The 20,223-nt window shown below is 43.6% G+C and carries 19 protein-coding genes; 5 read left to right on the forward strand and 14 right to left on the reverse strand.

Features of this window, described 5'->3' with window-relative positions; translation table 11 throughout:
* Positions 1-173 precede the first annotated feature (173 nt).
* From MNR06_RS04855 to pheS, 6 genes are all read right to left on the reverse strand, one after another.
* On the reverse strand, positions 174-905 hold the full coding sequence (locus tag MNR06_RS04855; protein ID WP_243539348.1) for a ferritin-like domain-containing protein: 732 nt from the start codon (positions 903-905) through the stop codon (positions 174-176).
* On the reverse strand, positions 902-2,110 hold the full coding sequence (locus MNR06_RS04860) for a hypothetical protein (RefSeq protein ID WP_243539351.1): 1,209 nt from the start codon (positions 2,108-2,110) through the stop codon (positions 902-904). Before MNR06_RS04860 ends, MNR06_RS04855 begins: the two co-directional genes overlap by 4 nt.
* Before the next feature lie 201 nt (positions 2,111-2,311).
* A complete protein-coding gene (locus MNR06_RS04865) occupies positions 2,312-2,854 on the reverse strand; it encodes a MerR family transcriptional regulator (RefSeq protein WP_243539354.1) in 543 nt (180 codons plus the stop codon).
* Positions 2,832-3,164, reverse strand: a complete 333-nt coding sequence (locus tag MNR06_RS04870) for an integration host factor subunit alpha (RefSeq protein ID WP_374716831.1) — start codon at positions 3,162-3,164, stop codon at positions 2,832-2,834. Before MNR06_RS04870 ends, MNR06_RS04865 begins: the two co-directional genes overlap by 23 nt.
* A gap of 103 nt (positions 3,165-3,267) precedes the next feature.
* Positions 3,268-5,706 (reverse strand): phenylalanine--tRNA ligase subunit beta, encoded by a 2,439-nt coding sequence (pheT, locus tag MNR06_RS04875; protein ID WP_243539360.1) that lies wholly within the window; start codon positions 5,704-5,706, stop codon positions 3,268-3,270.
* Positions 5,703-6,728, reverse strand: coding sequence for a phenylalanine--tRNA ligase subunit alpha (gene pheS / locus MNR06_RS04880; RefSeq protein ID WP_243539363.1), 1,026 nt, complete (start codon positions 6,726-6,728; stop codon positions 5,703-5,705). Before pheS ends, pheT begins: the two co-directional genes overlap by 4 nt.
* Before the next feature lie 110 nt (positions 6,729-6,838).
* Between pheS and rsmG the strand changes: the two genes are divergently transcribed.
* Positions 6,839-7,690 (forward strand): 16S rRNA (guanine(527)-N(7))-methyltransferase RsmG, encoded by an 852-nt coding sequence (gene rsmG / locus MNR06_RS04885; RefSeq protein ID WP_243539365.1) that lies wholly within the window; start codon positions 6,839-6,841, stop codon positions 7,688-7,690.
* A gap of 11 nt (positions 7,691-7,701) precedes the next feature.
* Positions 7,702-8,454, forward strand: coding sequence for a TrmH family RNA methyltransferase (locus tag MNR06_RS04890; protein ID WP_243539368.1), 753 nt, complete (start codon positions 7,702-7,704; stop codon positions 8,452-8,454).
* Between the two features lie 114 nt (positions 8,455-8,568).
* Here MNR06_RS04890 and MNR06_RS04895 read toward each other — a convergent pair whose 3' ends face one another.
* From MNR06_RS04895 to rpmI, 7 genes are read right to left on the reverse strand one after another with little or no spacing between them, the layout of a single operon-like run.
* Positions 8,569-9,456: a mevalonate kinase family protein gene (locus MNR06_RS04895; RefSeq protein WP_243539371.1), complete on the reverse strand. Its 888-nt coding sequence runs from the start codon at positions 9,454-9,456 to the stop codon at positions 8,569-8,571.
* Positions 9,446-10,426, reverse strand: coding sequence for a diphosphomevalonate decarboxylase (mvaD, locus tag MNR06_RS04900; protein WP_243539374.1), 981 nt, complete (start codon positions 10,424-10,426; stop codon positions 9,446-9,448). The genes MNR06_RS04895 and mvaD overlap by 11 nt, the downstream gene beginning before the upstream one ends.
* Positions 10,423-11,322: a hypothetical protein gene (locus MNR06_RS04905; RefSeq protein ID WP_243539376.1), complete on the reverse strand. Its 900-nt coding sequence runs from the start codon at positions 11,320-11,322 to the stop codon at positions 10,423-10,425. Before MNR06_RS04905 ends, mvaD begins: the two co-directional genes overlap by 4 nt.
* 9 nt (positions 11,323-11,331) lie before the next feature.
* A complete protein-coding gene (locus tag MNR06_RS04910) occupies positions 11,332-12,645 on the reverse strand; it encodes a hydroxymethylglutaryl-CoA reductase, degradative (protein WP_243539378.1) in 1,314 nt (437 codons plus the stop codon).
* Entirely contained in the window at positions 12,642-13,685 is a 1,044-nt protein-coding gene (gene fni, locus MNR06_RS04915) for a type 2 isopentenyl-diphosphate Delta-isomerase (RefSeq protein ID WP_243539380.1), read from the reverse strand. The genes MNR06_RS04910 and fni overlap by 4 nt, the downstream gene beginning before the upstream one ends.
* Positions 13,686-13,715: 30 nt before the next feature.
* Positions 13,716-14,063 carry a 50S ribosomal protein L20 gene (gene rplT, locus MNR06_RS04920; RefSeq protein WP_243539393.1) on the reverse strand — a complete coding sequence of 116 codons (348 nt, stop codon included), beginning with the start codon at positions 14,061-14,063 and terminating at the stop codon, positions 13,716-13,718.
* Positions 14,064-14,105: 42 nt separating this feature from the next.
* A complete protein-coding gene (gene rpmI, locus MNR06_RS04925; RefSeq protein WP_243539405.1) occupies positions 14,106-14,297 on the reverse strand; it encodes a 50S ribosomal protein L35 in 192 nt (63 codons plus the stop codon).
* Between the two features lie 300 nt (positions 14,298-14,597).
* On the opposite strand from rpmI, the gene MNR06_RS04930 reads away from it, so the two are divergent.
* Both MNR06_RS04930 and MNR06_RS04935 read left to right on the forward strand, forming a co-directional pair.
* Positions 14,598-15,137, forward strand: coding sequence for a hypothetical protein (locus MNR06_RS04930; protein WP_243539409.1), 540 nt, complete (start codon positions 14,598-14,600; stop codon positions 15,135-15,137).
* Between the two features lie 32 nt (positions 15,138-15,169).
* Positions 15,170-16,198, forward strand: coding sequence for an alpha/beta hydrolase (locus tag MNR06_RS04935; RefSeq protein WP_243539410.1), 1,029 nt, complete (start codon positions 15,170-15,172; stop codon positions 16,196-16,198).
* Between the two features lie 47 nt (positions 16,199-16,245).
* Here MNR06_RS04935 and MNR06_RS04940 read toward each other — a convergent pair whose 3' ends face one another.
* Positions 16,246-16,575, reverse strand: a complete 330-nt coding sequence (locus MNR06_RS04940) for a DMT family transporter (protein WP_243539413.1) — start codon at positions 16,573-16,575, stop codon at positions 16,246-16,248.
* Between the two features lie 243 nt (positions 16,576-16,818).
* Here MNR06_RS04940 and MNR06_RS04945 point away from each other — a divergent pair, with 243 nt between their 5' ends.
* Positions 16,819-20,202 (forward strand): tail fiber domain-containing protein, encoded by a 3,384-nt coding sequence (locus tag MNR06_RS04945; protein ID WP_243539416.1) that lies wholly within the window; start codon positions 16,819-16,821, stop codon positions 20,200-20,202.
* The last annotated feature ends 21 nt before the right edge of the window (positions 20,203-20,223 follow it).

The following is a 20,223-nucleotide window of genomic DNA, read 5'->3' on the forward strand; positions in this document are numbered from 1 at the left end:
TTGAACCTTAAGTACTTATCGGTCTGCTGCAGAACTTTGAACATTACATGAAAGCAAAACAAACGTATCTTTTTGAGAATAGACGCGAATGGGAGGTGAATTAGAACTTGCTACTCAAGATGATGTTGTCGTTGCCGCCGCTTTATGACTGCATAAGGAACGCTCGGAAAAAACTAATGGGCCTGAGCTTTACTTTCATCTCTAATAATCAAAGCCTCATACCAGCTGCGCATGAAATTGAGATGTTTTGATTCATTTATCTCAGCTTCGCGAAACTGTTCTGCCAATTCAGGCATTCCTACCTTTTCACAAAGCTGAATAAGAACTTTCCACGCATCATTATCTGCAAGCTCTGCGATAAGAATGGCTTCAATACACTGAGGTAAAGTCGTGCGCGGATCGGTTAAAACCTGCATAATACCCATCCCCAAAACGCCCGCCACGTCAGCTCCTGGAGTTACAGCTGTTGAATCACCACCAAGGTCTTCGATCGCATCGCGGATCAAATCAAAATGCCTTGCTTCTTCTTCTCTGAAGTCTCTAACCACATCAACTGTTTCAGTTTCACCAAAGGCCATGCACTTAGTTAAAAGGGCATCATATAAGCGCACGCCCGATCTTTCAAAAGCCAGGCGCTCGCCTAGTTGATCAATAAGTATTTTTGGATCATTGCCTTTAAGAACTTGCAGGCCTGCGCTTATCACCCCTTGCGGAGACATAGGCAACGGCACTGAGCCCACATCATCAGAGCCTTTAATATATTCTTCGCGCATATCCATCGCGTCTTTACTTGAATCTTCTGGCTCTCGATTTAATTCTTCGTGTTCTAAAAGCATTTCTTTAGAAAGAAAGGGTGCTGCTTTCATTCCGGTTTTATTTAATCCAAAACTTAATTTTTCTTTCATAGAGAAGCTCCTCTATTAAATTCTTTTTGATAGTTTTTAGCAAAATTCGCGCGATGATTTAATTCCCCACCCGGTGTCCAAATATAATTTAAGGACACTATTTCCGAAGGCACACCGTCGCGGTGAACCTGTTGGCGGTACATTTTTGTTTCATTGCTTTCTTCACTGCGATCGACGAAGTCTTTACCTAGGGCACTCATATTCACTTCGTTCTTCAAAGTGTCGCGCACAAACTGGCGTTGGCTTGCAAAATCAATGGGCTCTGGAAGTTCTGTAGGAATGATTTCCTGCGGGTCCCGACGTTCGGATTCCTTAAATAACTCTGCCACCATGTGGAATTGGCCAAATTCATAATCTAGGAATCTTTCCCAGTACGCTCTCAGTCTTGCATTCTTTTCTGAAGCAACACAGCCATAGTAGTTGTAAACTTCGTTAGCCTTATGCAATAGCATCTTTTCCATCCACGTTTCTTTGGTGTCGATGATGCTTTCATACTGCGTGACGTGCTGTTCTTCGATGGAAGCAATTTCAGCGTAAAGTTGTCGCGCTAAAGGATCTGCAAACAACGGTCCGATATTCATGTAGTAGTTCCACGTCTGCTGTTCAGCGGCCATGATGGTAAGCGCATGCATCTTAGAAATCGGTGCAGCAGTTTCTTTATCATAGGGATGGCGTAAATCATCACTTGGAGATCGATGTTCATCAATCGTTGGACGCCCAGGAAGAATGTCCGTATAAGACTGCAAAATATTATTTGCATCTTTACCTTCTAGACGGTCCATCAAAGCGGCATAGCGATACATATGATCGAAGTCCTCAAGGAGCCCAAATCGATAGGTTTGCGCTAAATAAGGATCAGGTTCGTTTTGCGCCACTGCCGCCGTGATTTCAATAGCCACTTGTTCATAGGCAATGGTTGTTTCTAAAGGAGAATGATCCGCTCCAAGGAGCCAGTTAATTTTTGTGGCCTGCTGATGATCCACTCTGCGCATTAAAGCCAAAGGAAGTTGATATTTAGAATTCATGCGCGCAAAGCTGTGGGAAAACTTGATAGATTCAAGTTCAATGCCGTTCATTAAAATGATTCGCACACGGCTAAAAGCATCGTCATCCATTTTGCTGATGGGTTCGGCGACCATCTCTTTCCAACTCATTATTTGTTTTTCTAAAGGAACACCTTTTTCTTCGTAAATCTTAAAGCCCATTATCAACTCCTTTTCATCACGCCCGATGACTGTGCGACTAAAAAAAAGGGCTTCAACGACAGACCAAAAACCCTGCCCAAATGCAGAAAAGTTGGAAAAAGAATCCTTCAGTCAACACAGAATGAAAATGTTGAAATAGAAAGCTAAGTCCTGCTGAAGAAATTTAGACAAAAAAAAGCCCGGGAACACCGGGCTTTGGATTTATTTGAAAAGTTGGCGAAGTCTTTGAATGTCGCCGACTAAAGCATCAATAGAATCATGGATATTATCAATGCGTGTGTAAACTTGGTTCATGTCTTTTTCTTTTCTGACATGGGCTTTTAATTCTCTCATCGCGTTTCTTGCGCCTTCAATACTGAAGCGGTCGCGGTGAAGAAGTTTACGTATCAAAAGCGCGTTTTCAACGTCTTTACGAGTGTACATACGTTGATTGTTAGAAGCTTTTTTCGGGCGAAGAACTTCAAACTCAGTTTCCCAGTAACGAAGAACGTATTGTTTGATGCCAAGGATTTCAGCCACATCACCGATTTTAAAACCCATTTTATCTGGGATGGCTTTGATCTCTTCTAAAAGCTTATCATCACAAAGCATGGCAGGGATCGAGATCGGAGCTGACGCCATCACTGGCATACCCTCTTCCATCGCTTCAGACTCAGTAGCTAATTCGACGTGATTGTCACCTAGGGAAAGCTCCGAGCTTTCAAGCTCAAGAGCTTCGGCATCATTCATTGTCATCGTAGTCATCATCATCATCCTCATCAGTTAAGTGAGCATACTCTTCGCCATTAAGCATTGCTTTAAGCACTTGCGACGGACGGAAGGTAAGTACACGGCGGGCAGAAATTTTGATCTGCTCCCCTGTTTGCGGATTGCGACCGATGCGTTCGTTTTTGCCACGAACAACAAAGTTACCAAAACCGGAAATCTTAACTTTTTCACCGTTTTGCAAAACATCCTTCAAGGAGTCGAAAACAAGTTCCACAAGTTCAGACGCTTCTTTTTTCGAGAATCCGATTTTTTGATACACGTTCTCGACGATATCGGCCTTAGTCACCGTTGATTTACCTAAGTTCTGGCCAGCCATAGCGAAATACTTCTCCTAAAAAATTTAAAGCACAAAGAAATCGTAACAAGCTACTGAAAACAATCAACAATTATTATCTAACACTCAAATCAAAGTTCTTCTTGAGGCTTTCAAGAACCTTTGTTGTCGTCTCGTTGATTTGATTTTCTTGCAGCGTGCCATTCTTATCTTGAAGCCACAAACGAATCGCTACGGATTTCTTGCCTGGCTCCATTTTTTCGCCTTCATAAAGATCGAAGACATCCACGTTCAATAATAAGCCACCCGCTGCTTTGCGGATGTCTTTAAGAACATCGCCCACTTTAAGTGTCTTTGGCATCACAAAGGCAAAGTCACGCTCTACCACTGGGAATTTTGAAACACTTGAAATGCGGTACGGGCGAGGTTGACCTTTATAAAGTAATTCTAAGTCAAACTCTGCTAAAGCCGCAGGAACACGGATCTTATTATCATCAAGCAGGACTGGATGAAGAGTTCCGATGAAACCTACTTTTTTACCTTCAACTAAAAGTTGCGCGTACTGACCTTGATGCAAGAACGCGGGAACTTCTGCTTTATTGGCCGGAGTCACCCACGTGTAAGCAGAGATGTTGAGACTTTTAAGCAAAGCTTCAACCGTTCCTTTAAGTTCATACACCACTGGGAAATCTAAAGATTTGTTCCAAAGATTCTGTGTACGACCCCAAACTGCCATGCCTAGGCGGCTTGATTCACCGTAACCACCGTCTTCTTTGACGGCAAAGCTTGCGCCGATTTCAAAAAGTCTTCCGTTCATGTTGCCATAATGGAAGTTGGTGTTCAGGTTTTTGAAAAGTCCATAACTTAAAGTGGATCTCATCACGTCCATTTCTTCGTTTAATGGATTCATGATGCGGATTTCTTTTTCAGAGCTTGCTAGACCTGCCGCTTTTAAAGCTTCCATTGGACCCAAGAAAGGCTTTTCACCTTTTGAGCCTACGAAGGCAAAGTTGAAGGCTTGTTGGTAACCTTCCGCACGCAAAAGTTCACTTGTTGAGCGGTTTAACATGAACGCTTTATCGTGGTGTGAAGGCATGTTTTTAAGAACTGGCAAAGATTCAGGGATGAATTCGTAACCGTTAAGGCGCGCGTATTCTTCCACTAAGTCCATGTCTTGTTCTAGGTCAAAACGGAAAGTCGGAGGAAGAATTTTGTAAGTCTCCCCTGTTTTTTCGATTTGGCAGCCTAGGCGTTTCATAAAATCAACGAACTTGTGTTCTTCAGCTTGGTAACCCAAACGATCCGTCACAGTTTGAATAGAAATTGAAACCGGGGATTTTTTAACTGGGTTTGGATAGAAGTCATGGTGATCACCATAAGCTTCGCCGCCCGCCACTTCTAAAATTAAAGCCGTCGCACGATTTAAACCACGCAAAGTTCCATCTGGATCTACACCGCGAGAAAATCTGTAAGCTGAATCCGTATCAATACCATGAAGGCGAGAAGTTTTTCTTGCGCTCATTGGCAGGAAATAAGCTGCCTCTAGGAAGATCGTAGTAGTTGAATCAGATACACCTGAATTTTTACCACCCACAACACCTGCTAGGCAGGCTGGATGTTGAACGTCACGGATTGTTAGCTCTTCGCCCGTTAGTGTTTTTTCAGTGCCATCAAGTGTGATGAATTTTTCACCGTTTACAGCGCGATCAACGATCACTTTGTTGCCAGCAATAAAAGCCGCATCAAATGCGTGAAGAGGCTGACCCAATTCCATCATCACGTAGTTTGTCACGTCGACGATGTTGTTGATTGAGTTTAATCCTACTGATTCTAGACGATGCTTCAACCATTCTGGGGAAGGCCCTACTTTTACATTTTTAATGTAGCGACCTGTATAGCGTGGGCAAAGATCGAAAGCTTTTACTTCTAAACCGATTGCTGACTTCGTTGAGTCAGATGAAGTTTTTAGTTCTGCTTTTGGTGCTTTTAATTCTTTGCCAAATAGACAAGCTACTTCGCGCGCTAGCCCGAAATGACTTAAGCAGTCTGCTCTGTTTGGAGTTACTTTTAATTCAAAAGTAATATCGTCGTAGCCTGCGTATTCTGCGTAAGGTTTACCGATTGGAGCGTCTGTAGGAAGAATCGCGATACCTTCAGATTCTTTCGCTAAGCCCAGCTCTTTTAGCGAACAAAGCATACCTGCAGAATCGACGCCGCGAACTGCTGATTTTCTAATTGCGAAGTTGCCTGGCAAAACTGCGCCTGGCAAAGCCACGATCACGCGGTCACCCGCTTTGTGATTTTGCGCGCCGCAAACGATTTGATGAACCACGTCGCCCGTTGAAACACGGCAAAGGGAAAGTTTATCCGCGTTCGGGTGTTTATCTTTTTCTAAGATGTGACCAACAACGACGTTGTTAAAGTCTTTGGCGCGATTGGTGATTTCTTCAACCTCAAGTCCTGCGCGAGTCAAAGCCTCCGCAAGCTCTTCAGGTTTTTGAAAGAACTCGGTCACATCAACATAATCATGGAGCCATTTTAAACTGATCTTCATTTTACAAACTGCCTTAAGAATCTGACGTCATTTTCAGGGAATAAACGAATGTCTTCGATGCCGTATTTGATGATGGCCATACGCTCAACACCAAAACCGAATGCAAAGCCTTGCCATTTTGGATATTCGATTTTTGCTGCTTGGAAAACTTTTGGATTCACTAAGCCGCAACCACCGATTTCAATCCAACCTGATTGCTTACAAAGACTGCAGCCTTTGCCTTTACAAATCGGGCAAGAGCAATCCACTTCTGCAGAAGGCTCTGTGAATGGGAAAAAGCTTGGACGGAAACGAGTTTTTAAACCAGGGCCAAAGAACTCACGCACGAAAAAACTAATCGTGCCTTTAAGATCCGCCATAGAGACTTTTTCATCTACGCACAAAGCTTCGATTTGGTGGAAGTTTGGCAAATGCGAAATATCGCTATCGCAACGGAAAACAGGACCCGTGCCGATCACTCTTAGTGGAAGCTGTTCAGTTTCCAAAGAATGAATTTGGATTGGCGACGTGTGCGTTCTTAGAACATGGGTTTTATCAATGAAGAAAGTATCTTGCATATCACGAGCTGGGTGATCTGCAGGAATATTCAAAGCTTCAAAGTTATAATAATCTTTTTCAATCTGAGGACCGGTGCGCACGCTGTAACCAAGGCGGCTCATCACCGTAAAGATTTCATCGATTACGATGTGCACTGGATGTTGCGAACCCTTAGGCTGCGAAAACGCTGGCAAAGTAAGGTCGATTTCTTCAGCCGCCATTTTTGCGGAGATCTCTTTTTTCTTTAGACCCTCTTCCGCCTCAGAGTAAGCACCCTCAAGAAGTTGCTTCACCTCGTTGACCTTTTTACCAAACAGAGGTTTTTCCTCTTTTGGCAAAGAAGCCATTTCTTTCATAATCTCAGTCAGCTGGCCGCTTTTACCGAGATACTGAACTTTCAGGTCATAGAGGTCTTTTGAGCTTGGCGCTGCCTTAAAGGCTGCCAAAGCCGCATCTTTAATTGAATCAAGTTTGGTCGTCGACATAGGTACCCATAATCACCTCAGAGGCTCGTATTTTCAAGCATTTAGCTTTTACACACGGCGCAGAAAACACTTGAGGTTCTGGGCCTTTCCACCTATCGTGCAGGACCCCTATGGCACATAAGAATAAAACCAATTATAGCCCCTATAAAGCCCGTCAAGAAGCTCGCGGGTCCGCAGCACCCACTTCGAACATGGGTCGCCATAAAAAGCCTGAAGTTATTTATGAGCTGAATGAGGCCAATGATCGCTTGGCCGATGTCTTTCGCAATCACGGTTTTGACCTAGTTAGCCACGAACAACGTAAGCAGTTGGCGCATTTTTACCGTTTGCTTATGCAAAATCAGGAAAAAGAAAACTTCACTCGCTTGTTAAAGCTGCGTGATATTGCGATCAAACACTTTATCGATAGCATTATCATCATGAAGTACACGGATCTTAAGTTTCCTTTACTTGATGTCGGCACAGGCCCGGGCTTTCCGGGTATTCCTTTAAAAATCATGTTCCCGAAAGAAAAAGTCCTTCTTGGTGAAGGCGTGCAACGTCGCGTGGAGTTTTTAAAACACGTGCGTTCGGAAATGGGTCTTGAAAATTTAGATATCCTTGGTCGCAACATCAATCGCGACTGCGTTTATCCTGTGAACGGCGCTATCACTCGCGCGGTTGAAGATATTGGCAATACTTTGAATAACGTCATGAGCTGTTTGCAACTGGGTGGTCGCGTTTACTTCATGAAAGGCCCCGGCGTGGGACCTGAAATTGAAGCCGCGAAATCTAAATGGGGCGAGTACTATAAGCTTGTTCAAGACGTAGCTTATTCACTACCTAACACTCCTCACGAACGCCGTTTGGTAGTTTACGAAAAAATCAAACACATGCCTTTACCAGATCATGATGAAGGTGAAGAGTTATTGATGGACGAGTTATCTAGCGATGAAAAACGCCGTTGGGCTCAGTACAAATAAGCGAGGTTGTTGTGATTGATATTAGCTCTAAAACCAATGACCACTTCAGACGCTGGATGGATCTTTCTAGCGCCCGCGGAATTAAAAAACATAACGAATTTATTTTAATGGGTGAAAAGCTGATCGCTGAGTTTTTAGAAAACCCATCATTTAAAGTAAAAGGCGAAATCGTTCATGAAGAGTTAAAGTCATTAACGATGACAGCACCTTCTTTGCGTGGCCAGCGCATTCCTGTTTTTAAATTACCTAAAGCATTGTTCAATGAAGTTGATGTGGTTGGCACTCACTTTAATCTATTGGTGTTAGAACCAAAAGAGATTGCTCCGTTAACTGAAACTGCAGCAAAAGGTTTAGAAGTGGTATCCCCGCTTGGTGATCCTTCTAATCTTGGAGCACTCGCAAGATCCGCTTTGGCTTTTGGCGCATCAAAAATGATTCTGACCGAAGAAAGCTGCAATCCGTTTCATCCAAAGGCGATCAAGTCTTCAGCGGGAGCTTTGTTGAAGTTGCCATTATTCAAAGTCGGAAAATTCGCAGACTTCGTAGCAGGTAACGAAGAAGTTTTCGCACTTGATATGAAAGGCGAAAACGTAGCAACTTTCAAATGGCCAAAGAACGTAAGACTCGCCATCGGCGAAGAAGGCCCTGGTTTCAGCGGACTTAAAGGATTAAAACGGTTATCCGTAGCCACTCAAGGTGTAGAATCACTGAACGCCACAGTAGCAGCCAGCATCGCGCTATTCAGCTACGCAAATTCAAAATAAAAAAAAAGACACTTCTATACCGTAAAAAGCAAAAAATGCCAGGAAGGCATTTTTTCGCGTCAGCCCCGAAGGGGTTGAGGGCAGGAGCCTGAAACAACCAGGCACCTTTAGCATTTAGCAGGGGATTAGTTTTTGTTGGATTTCTTTTGGTGGTTCTTTGTCCCAGAGGGATAGGACGTAGCCGCCGCCGCCGGAGCCGGTTGTTTTAACGGCTTTTGCGCCGGAGTCTCTGAGCCACTGGATGTGTTGTGCTGGATCGCCTTCGTTGAGGTTCCATTGCTCAAAGCAGTTTCCGGCTTGTTCGATTGCTTTTACTAAAAGTGGGAAGCCTTCTTTATCATCAAGCTTTAGAGCTTGTTCTGATAAAGCCACTGCTTCTTTCATTTGATTGTCGATCTTTTCGCCCAATTCTGGGTTTTGTAAAATCAGATCTTTAACTTTGTTAACAGCGTCGACCGTGACACCACGCTTGCCAGAATAAGAAATATACCAGTTTGGTTTCCAGGCTGTGATTATGGGTTTTCTTTCGCCGTTACGAATGAATCTTAAGCCTTCACCAGAAAGTGCGACGGCGATATCTACGCCACTGCTTTCGCCGTGGAAGAGGTTTTCTAAGTCACGGGCAAATTCATAGTATTCACTTGCATCGACATAACCTAGGTAACCAAGCCAACGAGTCAGCGCCACGCAAAGAGCTGCGGAAGCACCCATGCCTGCGCCCACTGGAATGGAACTTTCTAAAAGCAAATGGCCTTTAAGATCGTGGCGAGAGATTTTTTTAAGCGCACAGGCTTTTTCTAAAACTCCCCACACTAACAATTGCAAATCCTTACCGTGATCACCGATCAGGGTAAGTTGCAAATCTTGCGGACCTTTGGAGTAATTTAACTCTAAGTTTCTTGATTGAATGGGAAAAACAATAGCAGGCACCCCACGCAATACCGCGTGTTCCCCTGCTAAAATCCACTTTCCAAAGGAACGACAAGAAAAATCAATGGACATTATCTTTGTAACCTTCAAACGCTAGAACTTTAAATTCTTGTTTAAAGTGTTCGCGATATTGTTCAAATGACTTCTTTTGATCATGGCGGAAAAGCATGTGCACGTTAGCGCCCGCATCCATAGTCACCAAAGGACCATCTTGCCACTTGCCCCAGAAGTTCTGGCAGTCCGCTAGAACTTTCTTAGAACCTTCTGTCATATAGGTAAACGCGGGTTGGCTCGTTTCAAACAAACGATGCATGTCGATGAACTCATCCCAAACGATTTGGCGAGCCATGTGCCAGTCATTGAATCGTAAAGCGTGCACGAGGTCCTTTAAGCGAAGCTCCGCACGGTCCACACGACCATGGAATCTTGGGCTTGTTGTAACAAGCTTGTGGGCTTCAGAACTAGAAACTGCTTTTTTAGAATCTTCCACAACCACCACGATGTGATGCATGTTTGTGATTTCTAATCCCATTGGTTCAGCAAATTCGTTTTGCCATAAAGCCCATGGAGTAAATAAGGAACGACAAGAAGAGCCAGAGCCCTGACGAGATAATTCAGAAAGATATTTTTTGTCAGTGCCCCACGGCTGCGGAGAGATTTGTTGAAACATTTCAGCTGCTGCTAAAGTTAAAGCCGCGAAACTAGATGCGGAACTCGCAAGACCGCAGTCCGACGGGAAGTTATTAGCTGATTCAACTAGGAAGTTTTCTTTAACTCCCCATTTGTTTTTTAAATTTTGTAAGTGCTTTAAAAAACGCTCTTGGCCTTTTTCAGAAAGATCAATTTTTTCTAAATCTTCGCGCACCAAAGCCTGCCAGCGATCTTTAGGTTCACTGATTTCAGTTAAGCGCACATAGGTTCTTAGATTTTCTAAAGTATAGGATAAAGAACCATTAGTTGGTTTATTTCCCGTTCCTTCGATTTTTCCCATGTATTTGATAAGCGCGATATTAGACGGAGCCGAGACCAAAACTTGCTTCATAGAGTTCCTCGAACTTGCAAACCTAAAGAGATCTTATCCACCGATGATAGAATCGGCAAATGGCGAGCTGCACAGAATTTTCCGAATTCTTCGGTTTGATTTTTCTGTGTGACAGCTAAAATCACGTCAGCTCCTAAAGCACCACAGCCTTTCGCTGCTCTGACTCCAGGAACTTTGCGCATCTCTTCTAGAATTTGCAGAGTTTCTTTGCACGTAAAACCTAAATCTTTCAAGTCGTTGGCGTAAGAATCAATTCCTTGAATGAAATGTTCGCTATTGCCAATCTCAAAAGATTCTTTAATTAAATTAAAACTTTTTTCTAATGATGAAGCATCAAACTCTTTAATAGATTTTAAATGCTCATGGGTCGCCACTTTGTTTCCTGTGTGAAGCAGGAAAAATTCCAAATCATCAAACGGCCAGCTTTTTACCGCAATCAAACCTTTGCGTTTTTCAAAAAAGGTCATGGACCCTTTAAACTGTCCTACTAAGTCAGCGCCACTAGGTCTTTGCCCTTCGCCGTTCCAAGCAACCTGATAATATTCTTCAAGCAGATGTTTTAGGTCTAAGACCTTTTCCATATCTTGTTGTTGGGAGGTTTTATAAAGCCACAATGCAAAGGCCGAAAGAAACTGCGCGGTTGATGCGCCAAAGCCACCTTTACCTTGGTAAGGATCACGGAAAGTTAAATCATAGTGAGAAAAATAATCCGTATGTTTACGGATAAATAATCCCGCTGGAGAATCAGGATGAACTGCTTCGACATTTCCTTTTCCGGGTTTTGCTTCTAACTCAAAACAGGGTTGAGATAAAAACACCAAAGCAGGGCCCCCTTGAAGAGCTAAATACTCTCCAGCAAGGAAGGTTTTGCCTGGGACCGAAAAGATTAAAGACAAGGCCGACTCCTAAGAAGGGTGTTGGGTTGTCGCAGCTACCTTTGAAGAGCGTAACTCTTTTAGTACGTCGATGGCATTACTTAAGGAAATGCGTTTTCGCACGGCCAAGATTTCCTCTAGTTTCTTTTGGACCAAAGGAATTTCTTTTTCTTCAGCTCCAGCACCAAGTGCTAGATTTTTAGTGTGAAGTTTCATGTGACCTTCAATGATACCCACTGTGGTCAAGGCTTTTAGAGCACCTAAGTTTTGCACAAGACCAACGGCCGCAATGACTCTTGAAAGTTCATTTGCGGAAGTTGTGCCAAGCATTTTCATGCACATCATTGCAGTTGGATGAAGTGTTGTCACACCACCAACTGTTCCAACGATCAGCGGAGCTTCAAACACGCCCGTCAAGCCACCCTTGCCGTCTCTGAACCATCGAGTGATGGAGCGGTATTGACCATCGCGAGCTGCAAAAGCATGAATACCAGCTTCAACAGCGCGCCAGTCATTACCAGTTGCAATCAACACGGGATCAATGCCGTTAAGAACACCTTTGTTGTTCGTAGCTGCACGATAAGGATCTTGTTGCGCAAACAAAGAAGCTTCTTCGATCTTTTCAGCTAATGCCGGATCGATGTCGTTGATTTGCACAGTTGCTCTTGTGATTTTTGAATCCACAAGATTTGAAAGAATACACATCGTAACTTTTTCGCCCGTGAATTGTTCGATAGGTTCTTTTAGATATTCACAGACCTGGTTCATAATGTTTGCACCCATGGCATCACACGGATCCATAAGTACGTGAACAACCGCCATGTCTGAACCATCACCACGAGGCACACGACGAACTTGAATATCACGAACCCCGCCGCCACGACGAACTAGGCCGAAAGCGACTTCACGGTTTGCAATTTCGATAAGATAATTTTTTTGCGCATGGATTTGTTTTTCAAAATCAGCGAAGTTTTTAATTTTTGCGCACTGGATTTGGCCGATGATTTCTGCACCGACAACTTCTGTAGTGATTGATCCAGATTCACGAATCCATTTAGCAGATTTACAAACGGCAGCAACGATAGAAGTTTCCTCTACCGCCATAGGAATAATAAAATCTTTGCCGTCGATGCGGAAGTTCGTCGCTACACCTAGAGGAAGTTGGAAATAACCAATCACGTTTTCGATGAACTTTTCACCTAAGGAAGTATCACGAAGTCCACCTTTAGCGATGTACTCCATATCGGTGTCGTTAAGAGCGCCGACTTCCATCAGGGCTTTCAATCTTTCTTCACGAGAAAGTTTAGAGAAACCTTTAAAGATATCTTGAAGCTGTTTGGTCATGACATCACCCACTTCGTTTGAAGGTCTTTAAGTGTTTTAGAACCCGTACAAAACATCGCAATCTTAAGCTCGAGTTCTAATTTTTGCAGCAGATTTTCTAAAGCTTCATCTCCTGCCAAAGCCGCTTCCAGGAATGGTTTTGCGATCCCCACCTGGCTTGCACCCAAAGCGCAAAGTTTAGCGACTTCTAAACCATTTCTTACCCCACCTGAAGCCCAAAGTTGATAATTAACTTGGGCTTCTTTGGCATTAAGCATGGATTGTAAAGTGCTTACACCCCAATTAGAAAAAGTTTGGGCTACCTTATAAAGTAAATCTGATTCTTCAGAACGGTACCCTTCGACACGGCCCCAGTGAGTTCCACCTTTGCCACTCACGTCGACTGCGAAAACTCCAGCATCTTGCAGACGCTTTAAAGTCAGAGTTGAAAAACCACACCCGACTTCTTTTACGATCACTGGAATTTGTACGGTTTTAACTAGATTTTCAATCGCCTGAAGACCTTTGCGGAAATCACGATCACCCTCGGGCTGCAAAGCTTCTTGCAAAGGATTTAAGTGAACGAACAAACCCACGGCTTCCGTGGATTCAATGAGGCGTTGAACTTTATCAATGGGAGTATGAATAAGCTGAGCGATTCCAATATTGCCGATGAGTTTTGCGTTCGGCGCTTGTTTGCGCACGGCCATCCACTCTTCAGCGGCATTGGAATCTTCCAGTTCACGACGTTGCGACCCCACCCCCATTAAAATTTGGTGGCGATCACTGAGTCTTGCGAGAGCTTGATTGATTTCACGGCCTTTTTCGTGTCCAGCCGTCATCGAGGAAATAAAGATCGGAGAGGAAAGAAGAATTGTCTGTTTCTGAAAAACAAAAGAGGTCGAAATATCGACCTCTTTAAAATCCATTTCAGGCAAAGCCTCATGAACTAAATTGATCGAGTCCAATCCATTTTGACCGTCGGTCTGCGACCGGGGATCCAGCGCGATTCTGATGTGGTCGCGCTTTCTCTGTTCAAACTGCGAGTTGGACTCGTTCATTGGGGTAACCCCTTCAAACTAGCTTAATGCCTATGGCAAAGCGTGTTTGCAAAGTGCAGAGAATGCTGCTGCATCAGTGATAGCAAGGTTAGCCAAGATTTTTCTGTCAACTTGGATACCAGCTTTGATCAAACCACCGATTAAACGAGAGTACGTAGTACCGTTCAAACGAGCAGCTGCATTGATACGTTGATTCCACAATGTACGGAAATTACGTTTGTTAACTTTACGATCGCGGTAAGCGAAAGCCATACCACGGTCATTTTTCTCTACCGCGTGGATGTACGCGCGAGAACCTGCTGAATAATAACCTTTTGCTCTTTTAAGAACCTTTTTGTGACGAGCACGATTTGTTTTACCACTTTTTACACGAGCCATTTTATACCTCTAAAATTTATACGAGAAAGACAATGTTAATAATTAGAATACCAAGCAACGACGAGCTTGAAGCATGTTTGCATCTTCAACGTATGATGTCTTACCTAGTTGTCTTTTCGTCTTAGAGCTCATGTGTGAGTTCAAGTGACGCATGCGAGTGCTTTTTTTCTTAACTTTACCGCTTGAAAGAACTTTCATGCGTTTTTTAGCGCCAGAATGAGTGCGCATTTTCATAGATCTTACCTTCCACCGATAAGGCGTTCTTCCCGATAGGGAAAACTCTTAACCATTGCCTTAGACAGTCATAAATACGGACTCATGGTTTTAGGCCGATTGATGTCTAAAGGCAAGCTTTTTTAAGGGCTTAGCGGGATTTCAGGGGAATTTGCTGATTCCCAGAAGCGATCAAAAATCTTGCGTGATTTCGGTGATTTACAACACAAGCCCTGAATCTTTCGCGCTTTCTTAGGAAAAAATTGATAGCTTGAATTGCTCAAAAACTAGGCTCACCAACCCTCAGCAAGGAGAGTTCTTATGAAGCAATGCCTTCTGGTTTTAGCCCTCAGCTTTCTTACTTCTTTGGCCTATGCAGAAACCCGCGATTACAAGAAAACGGGTCCAATGACAGCGCAGGTCGTGATTACCACCGACACCAAAGATTCAATCCAAGCTGCAAGTTACATCGATGGCTTAGAAATTAAAAAATTCATCGCAGAGCTTTTAGTCGATCCTGATTCTTCTTTGGCCATCGCCAAAAAAGAACTCGAAATTGAAAATTGTGGCGAAGAAGCTAGTCCCGCGAATAATAATCTCGCGAACTGCGGAAAAGTGATGGCGACGGGTTTCGTGCAAACCTCTTTTGGCAGAGGCGGCTGGATGGAATGCGGAGCTTCCTATACTTTCTTTTTAGGATTTCAATCTACGGGAAGTGGAAGATTTTTTGAGGCAACCCGCATGGTGCAGATTCGCGAAGAAGTCTCTGCCCATGTTGATGAAAATTTAAATTACACCGGCCAACTGACGAAATCTTTAAGCTTAGAGAATATTGAAACCATCAGTGGTCATTTGAATTGATCTGACCTGCAGAGAGTGCAAGACTTCTAGTCATGAAAACAGAAATCTTGCACAATCTGCGCACCTACGACGTTAAGAACTTCCAAATTGAAACTTTACGCATTGATAGCAGCGTCTTAAAAAACAATCCTCTGGGAGATTCTGCAACCCGCTTTAATCCAGTTTTAATTCCAGCAAATTCTGAAGGTCCGTGGCCAGTAATTTTTGTTTTAAGTGGATTCACAGGCAATGCTCCTTTTTATTTTAATTCTAAATTTAATGAAGCCAATGCTGTGCAAGTAATTGATCAGGCTTTTTCACGGGGTGAAGCGCCTGAGGCGGTCTATGTATTTGTTGATGCGCTGACGACCTGGGGTGGGTCGCAATTTATTAACTCCCCTGCTACCGGTAATTACGAAGATTATATCGTGCATGAACTTGTTCCCTTCATTAAGAAAAAATATTCTGTGTCTGATAAAACTTCAGACTGGTGTGTGACTGGTGGATCAAGCGGAGGTTACGGCGCGCTTCACTTGGCTTCAAAGCACCCTAAAATGTTTGGTGTGGTGGCGGCGGTGGCCCCAGATTGTTTTTTTGAAGCAAGTCTTCTGCCGGAAATTTATCAAGCTTTGCCGTTATGGGAAAAGTATAAAGGCAGTTCCATGAAGGCTTTAGATGATTTACGCAATGGAAAACTGACTAAGATGAAGAACTGGCATAATCTTTTGAACGTTTTCGGTATGGCTGCTTGTTATGGCGCCAAGGGTGATAAGGGTGAGTTTGAATTGCCCTTAGATATGCACACGGCCGAAAAAATCCCGAGTCTTTGGGAAAAATGGTTAGAGAAAGATCCACTGCACTTTCTTGAAAAGCGCGTAAAAAACCTTAAGCACTTGCATGGAATTTATATTGATGTCGGAACGAAGGATAATTTTCATTTGCAGTACGGATCACGCCAAATTTCAAAACTTTTGAAAAGTCACAGCATCCCCCACGACTATGTGGAGTTTGACGGCAATCACTTTGATATCGGTGACCGCCGTACTGAAGTTTGGAAATTTCTATCAGCGCACTGGCGCTGATAGAAATAGATCTGGAAAATGGATCTAGAAAATAGATTTTTGAGAAATTAGGATTCGGTAAATTTTAGGCCTAGAATTCCGCCGATGATCATTGCGAGAAAGATAATCTTCATAAGCGACAATGGTTCTTTAAAGACTACCGTACCTATGATCACGGCGCCCACTGCGCCGATACCGGTCCATACTGTATATGAAATGCCGATGGGCAAGACTTTCATCGATAATGAAAGCAGATAGAAACTTATTCCCATTGTTACAATGGTGAAGATTGAAGGACCCAGTTTTGTGAAGCCTTCAGAATATTTTAAGCCTGTTGCCCAGATAAATTCTAAAATCCCTGCGACAACAAGAATGATCCATGCTGTGGTGTTACTCATAGCAATTCCTTTATTGTTTTGGAAAGTCGTTTGGATTTCATATGGGAGACTTTTTATATCCCGGTCCGTGAAGGATTTAGGTCATTATAAAGATCATTGGGACATATGCAAATGAAGAGTGTTTCGTATTAAATTCAGATTTTTGTTTAATGGTGTCTCATCCTGAGATTTCATCAGCAAAATACCGGATTATTTCGGTGCCGGTAATTTAATAAAATGTCGTGAAAATCCGATAAGATGACTATGAAACATCTAATCACTGGAACGTCCCTTGTTGGTTTTTTGATATTCGCTGCAAGCTTTGCCAATGCTTCGCCGCAAGAACTTACCTATCAAGGTCGAATTATTAAATCAGATGGTACTCCGCTTGAATACAATCAGGTGAGTTTTCAATTTGAAATCACCAGTCCAAACGGACACTGTGTGGTATATCGAGAACAAGTTGATTCCATTGACATGACTAATTCTGGCGGTGTGTTTGATGTTCCAATTGGTGGCGGAACGCAAAGTTATCCGAATACGGGGACTTTTAAACTTTTAGATTCTTTTAATAACTTGGCCTCTTTTGCTTGTGACGGTGGGTCTACTTACAACGCCGCAGCTGGCGATCTACGTCGTTTGCGCGTGCGCTTTAACGATGGCACTGGTTGGAAGACGATTTCCCCTGATAACGTGATCCGTTCTGTTCCTTATGCGGCCCATTCACTTTCTTCAGATAAGCTTGGTACAAACTCTCCTAGTGATTTTGTTTTGAAATCTGCGGTGACGACATGTCCTGCGAATAGTTTTTTAACTTATGATGGCACTTCGTTTTCCTGTGCCGGTGTTGCGGGCGCAAGTGGTGGTACTGTTACCAATGTCACTTCCGCAAATGCTTATGCGACTGTGACGAATAACACCACCTCCCCTGTTATTACCTTAAATGTCGGAACCGCGGCAAATACCCTGGCAGCTGGGAATGATGCACGCTTCACTGATGCGCGCACTCCGACTGGAAATGCAGGCGGAGATTTAAGCAGCACTTATCCGAATCCGACCGTTGCAAAAATCCAAGGCGTTGCTGTTTCTGCGACAGCTCCGACCTCTGGGCATTTTTTAAAGTTTGACGGTACTAATTGGTTATCTGCAGCCGTTGCAATTGGTGATGTTACGAATTTAACTTCGACATTAGGAACATACTTAACTACAACAGCTTTTAATACTGCTGTCGGAAGTGCTAACTGCGCTGCTCACCAAACTCCTTATTGGAATTCTGTGGCTGGGGCCTTTCAATGTCAGGCGATCAACGTATCTGTTGCTGGCGATGTCAGCGGTACGATTGGCGCAGTGGCAGTAAATAAAATTAAAGGCATTGAGGTTGATACAACGGGGCTAGCTAACAACCAAGTCCTTAAATATGACGGAACTAAGTTTGTTGCGGCTAATGATGTTTCTTCTGGCGGAACTGTGACCAGTGTCGCTACGGGTACGGGGCTTTCTGGTGGTCCTATTACTGGAACTGGTACAATTTCGTTAGCAAATACTTCGGTGACCGCTGGTTCCTATACTCGCGCTAATATCACTGTGGATGCCCAGGGTCGTTTGACTGCAGCGAGCAATGGTGCTGCGGTTAGTTTAACTGCTGATGTTAGTGGAATTCTGCCGGTGGCAAATGGCGGTACAGGTATTTCTACAGGTGGCAGTGCGAATCAAGTTTTGAAATGGGATGGTGGCACTAGCAAGTGGGCTCCGGCGTTTGTTAAATTAAGCGAACTTACTAATGCTTTGGGTGGAAGTGCTTTCAACGTTGCTGGTTGTACAGCAGCCCAAACCATGAACTGGAGTTCTATCACTGACAAGTTTGAATGTCAGAGTATCGCGATTGCCAACACTCAAGTTTCAGGCTTGGGAACTGCTTCAACGAAAGCTGCTGGCACCGCGGCTAATGAAGTACTGTTATTAGATGGCAGCGGAAGACTTCCTGCCAGTGCACTTCCTTCTACATTGGGGCAATGGGGTGTGTCTGGTACAAAACTTTTTTATGATGATGGTCCTATCGTTGCTGGTGGCTCTGCCACTACCTATACAGGAACTGGCCATCCGTTCATCGTTAAAGGTGATGCTGGTCAATACGCAGGTCTGATCATGGATCGTGGGAATAGTCTTGCTACTATGTACACCAATGGCTGGGATTTCGGGCTTGGTGAATGTACTGACACTACTTGTTCTGCGGCAACGGATATTCTTTATACCGACATGACGACCAATCGAATCGATCTTGGTATGGGTGGTTCAAGCAATGAGCTTACGATCTTGGCTTCCGGAAATGTTGGTATTGGTTCTAATTCCCCTTCTTTTAAGTTAGATGTGCAATCATCAGACGCTTTTCAACAACGTCTTTTCCACGCTTCAAATACCGCTTCAAACGGAGCCGCGCTGATGATGACTCGCACCCGAGGAACTGTTGGGACTAACTCGGCTGTGCTTTCTGGCGATACCTTAGGTGGTATTTACTTCCGTGGTCATGATGGTTCTGGCACTGGAACTACGACTGCAGCTATTGAAGTCACGGCTGAAGAAAATCATTCTTCAACCAATCGCGGCTCTAAGATGATCTTTGAAACGACGAAGAATGGCGCCGCTACCCGCCTTGAAAGAATGAGAATTGATTATAATGGACATCTGGGGGTTGGAACCACTGCACCTTATACTCAGTTAGAAGTTGCAAATTCCAACGACACGGCCACATATCCTTACATTACAATCAACAACAAAGGTACAACCACTAAAAGAACTGGAATCACTTTTAGAGCTGCCAACGTCCCTCAATATGAAATGGGGATTGATGCAAGCACCAACAATTCTCGTAACTTTTATATTTACGATTCAACGACGTCGACCCATCGGTTTAATATCGACGAATTAGGACGCGTCGGTTTAGGTGCTATGCCTGGAAGCATGTATGACAAACTGACCGTGAACGGTGGCGTTCGCGTTCTAAAAGGTCAACCTTCAGGCGATGATGGTGGTGCTGGCTTTGCTTTCCAATCGGATGGCGATACGGGAATGTTCGCGATCGGCGGTAATGCGAACTCAGGTAGTGATGTGATCTTTAAAACAGATAATTCTGAAAGATTAAGACTTTTCTATACGGGCGGGGTTCAGGTCGTTGGAAGTCTCTACCCTTCTACAGATGCCACAGTTAACTTAGGAGGCTCCGGCAATCGTTGGAACACCGTTTACGCCTCTAATGGAACTATCCAAACTTCTGATGAGCGTTTGAAAACTGAAATCCAAACTGTGGATTTGGGTTTAGATTTCATTAACTCCATTTCGGCAGTTAAATACCGTTGGAAGTCAGAAGGTGCTGAAGGAAAAATCCACTATGGATTTATCGCGCAGGATTTGAAAAAGAACATCGAAGATAAAACACGCGCCCCTGCTACAGCAACCGGCATCTTGGATAAAAGCAGTGAATACTATGGGGTCAGCTATAGCGAGTTGATTTCACCAGTTGTAAAAGCGATTCAGGAACTTTATCAAAAATATGTTTCCCAAGAAACTCGCCTTAATGCCCTTGAAAAAGAAAATCAGGAACTAAAATCTTATCTTTGTCAGAAGGATAAAGAAGCGCCTTTCTGCAAATAAAAACACAATACATTTAAAAAA

The organism is Bdellovibrio reynosensis (assembly GCF_022814725.1).
GTDB lineage: Bacteria > Bdellovibrionota > Bdellovibrionia > Bdellovibrionales > Bdellovibrionaceae > Bdellovibrio > Bdellovibrio reynosensis.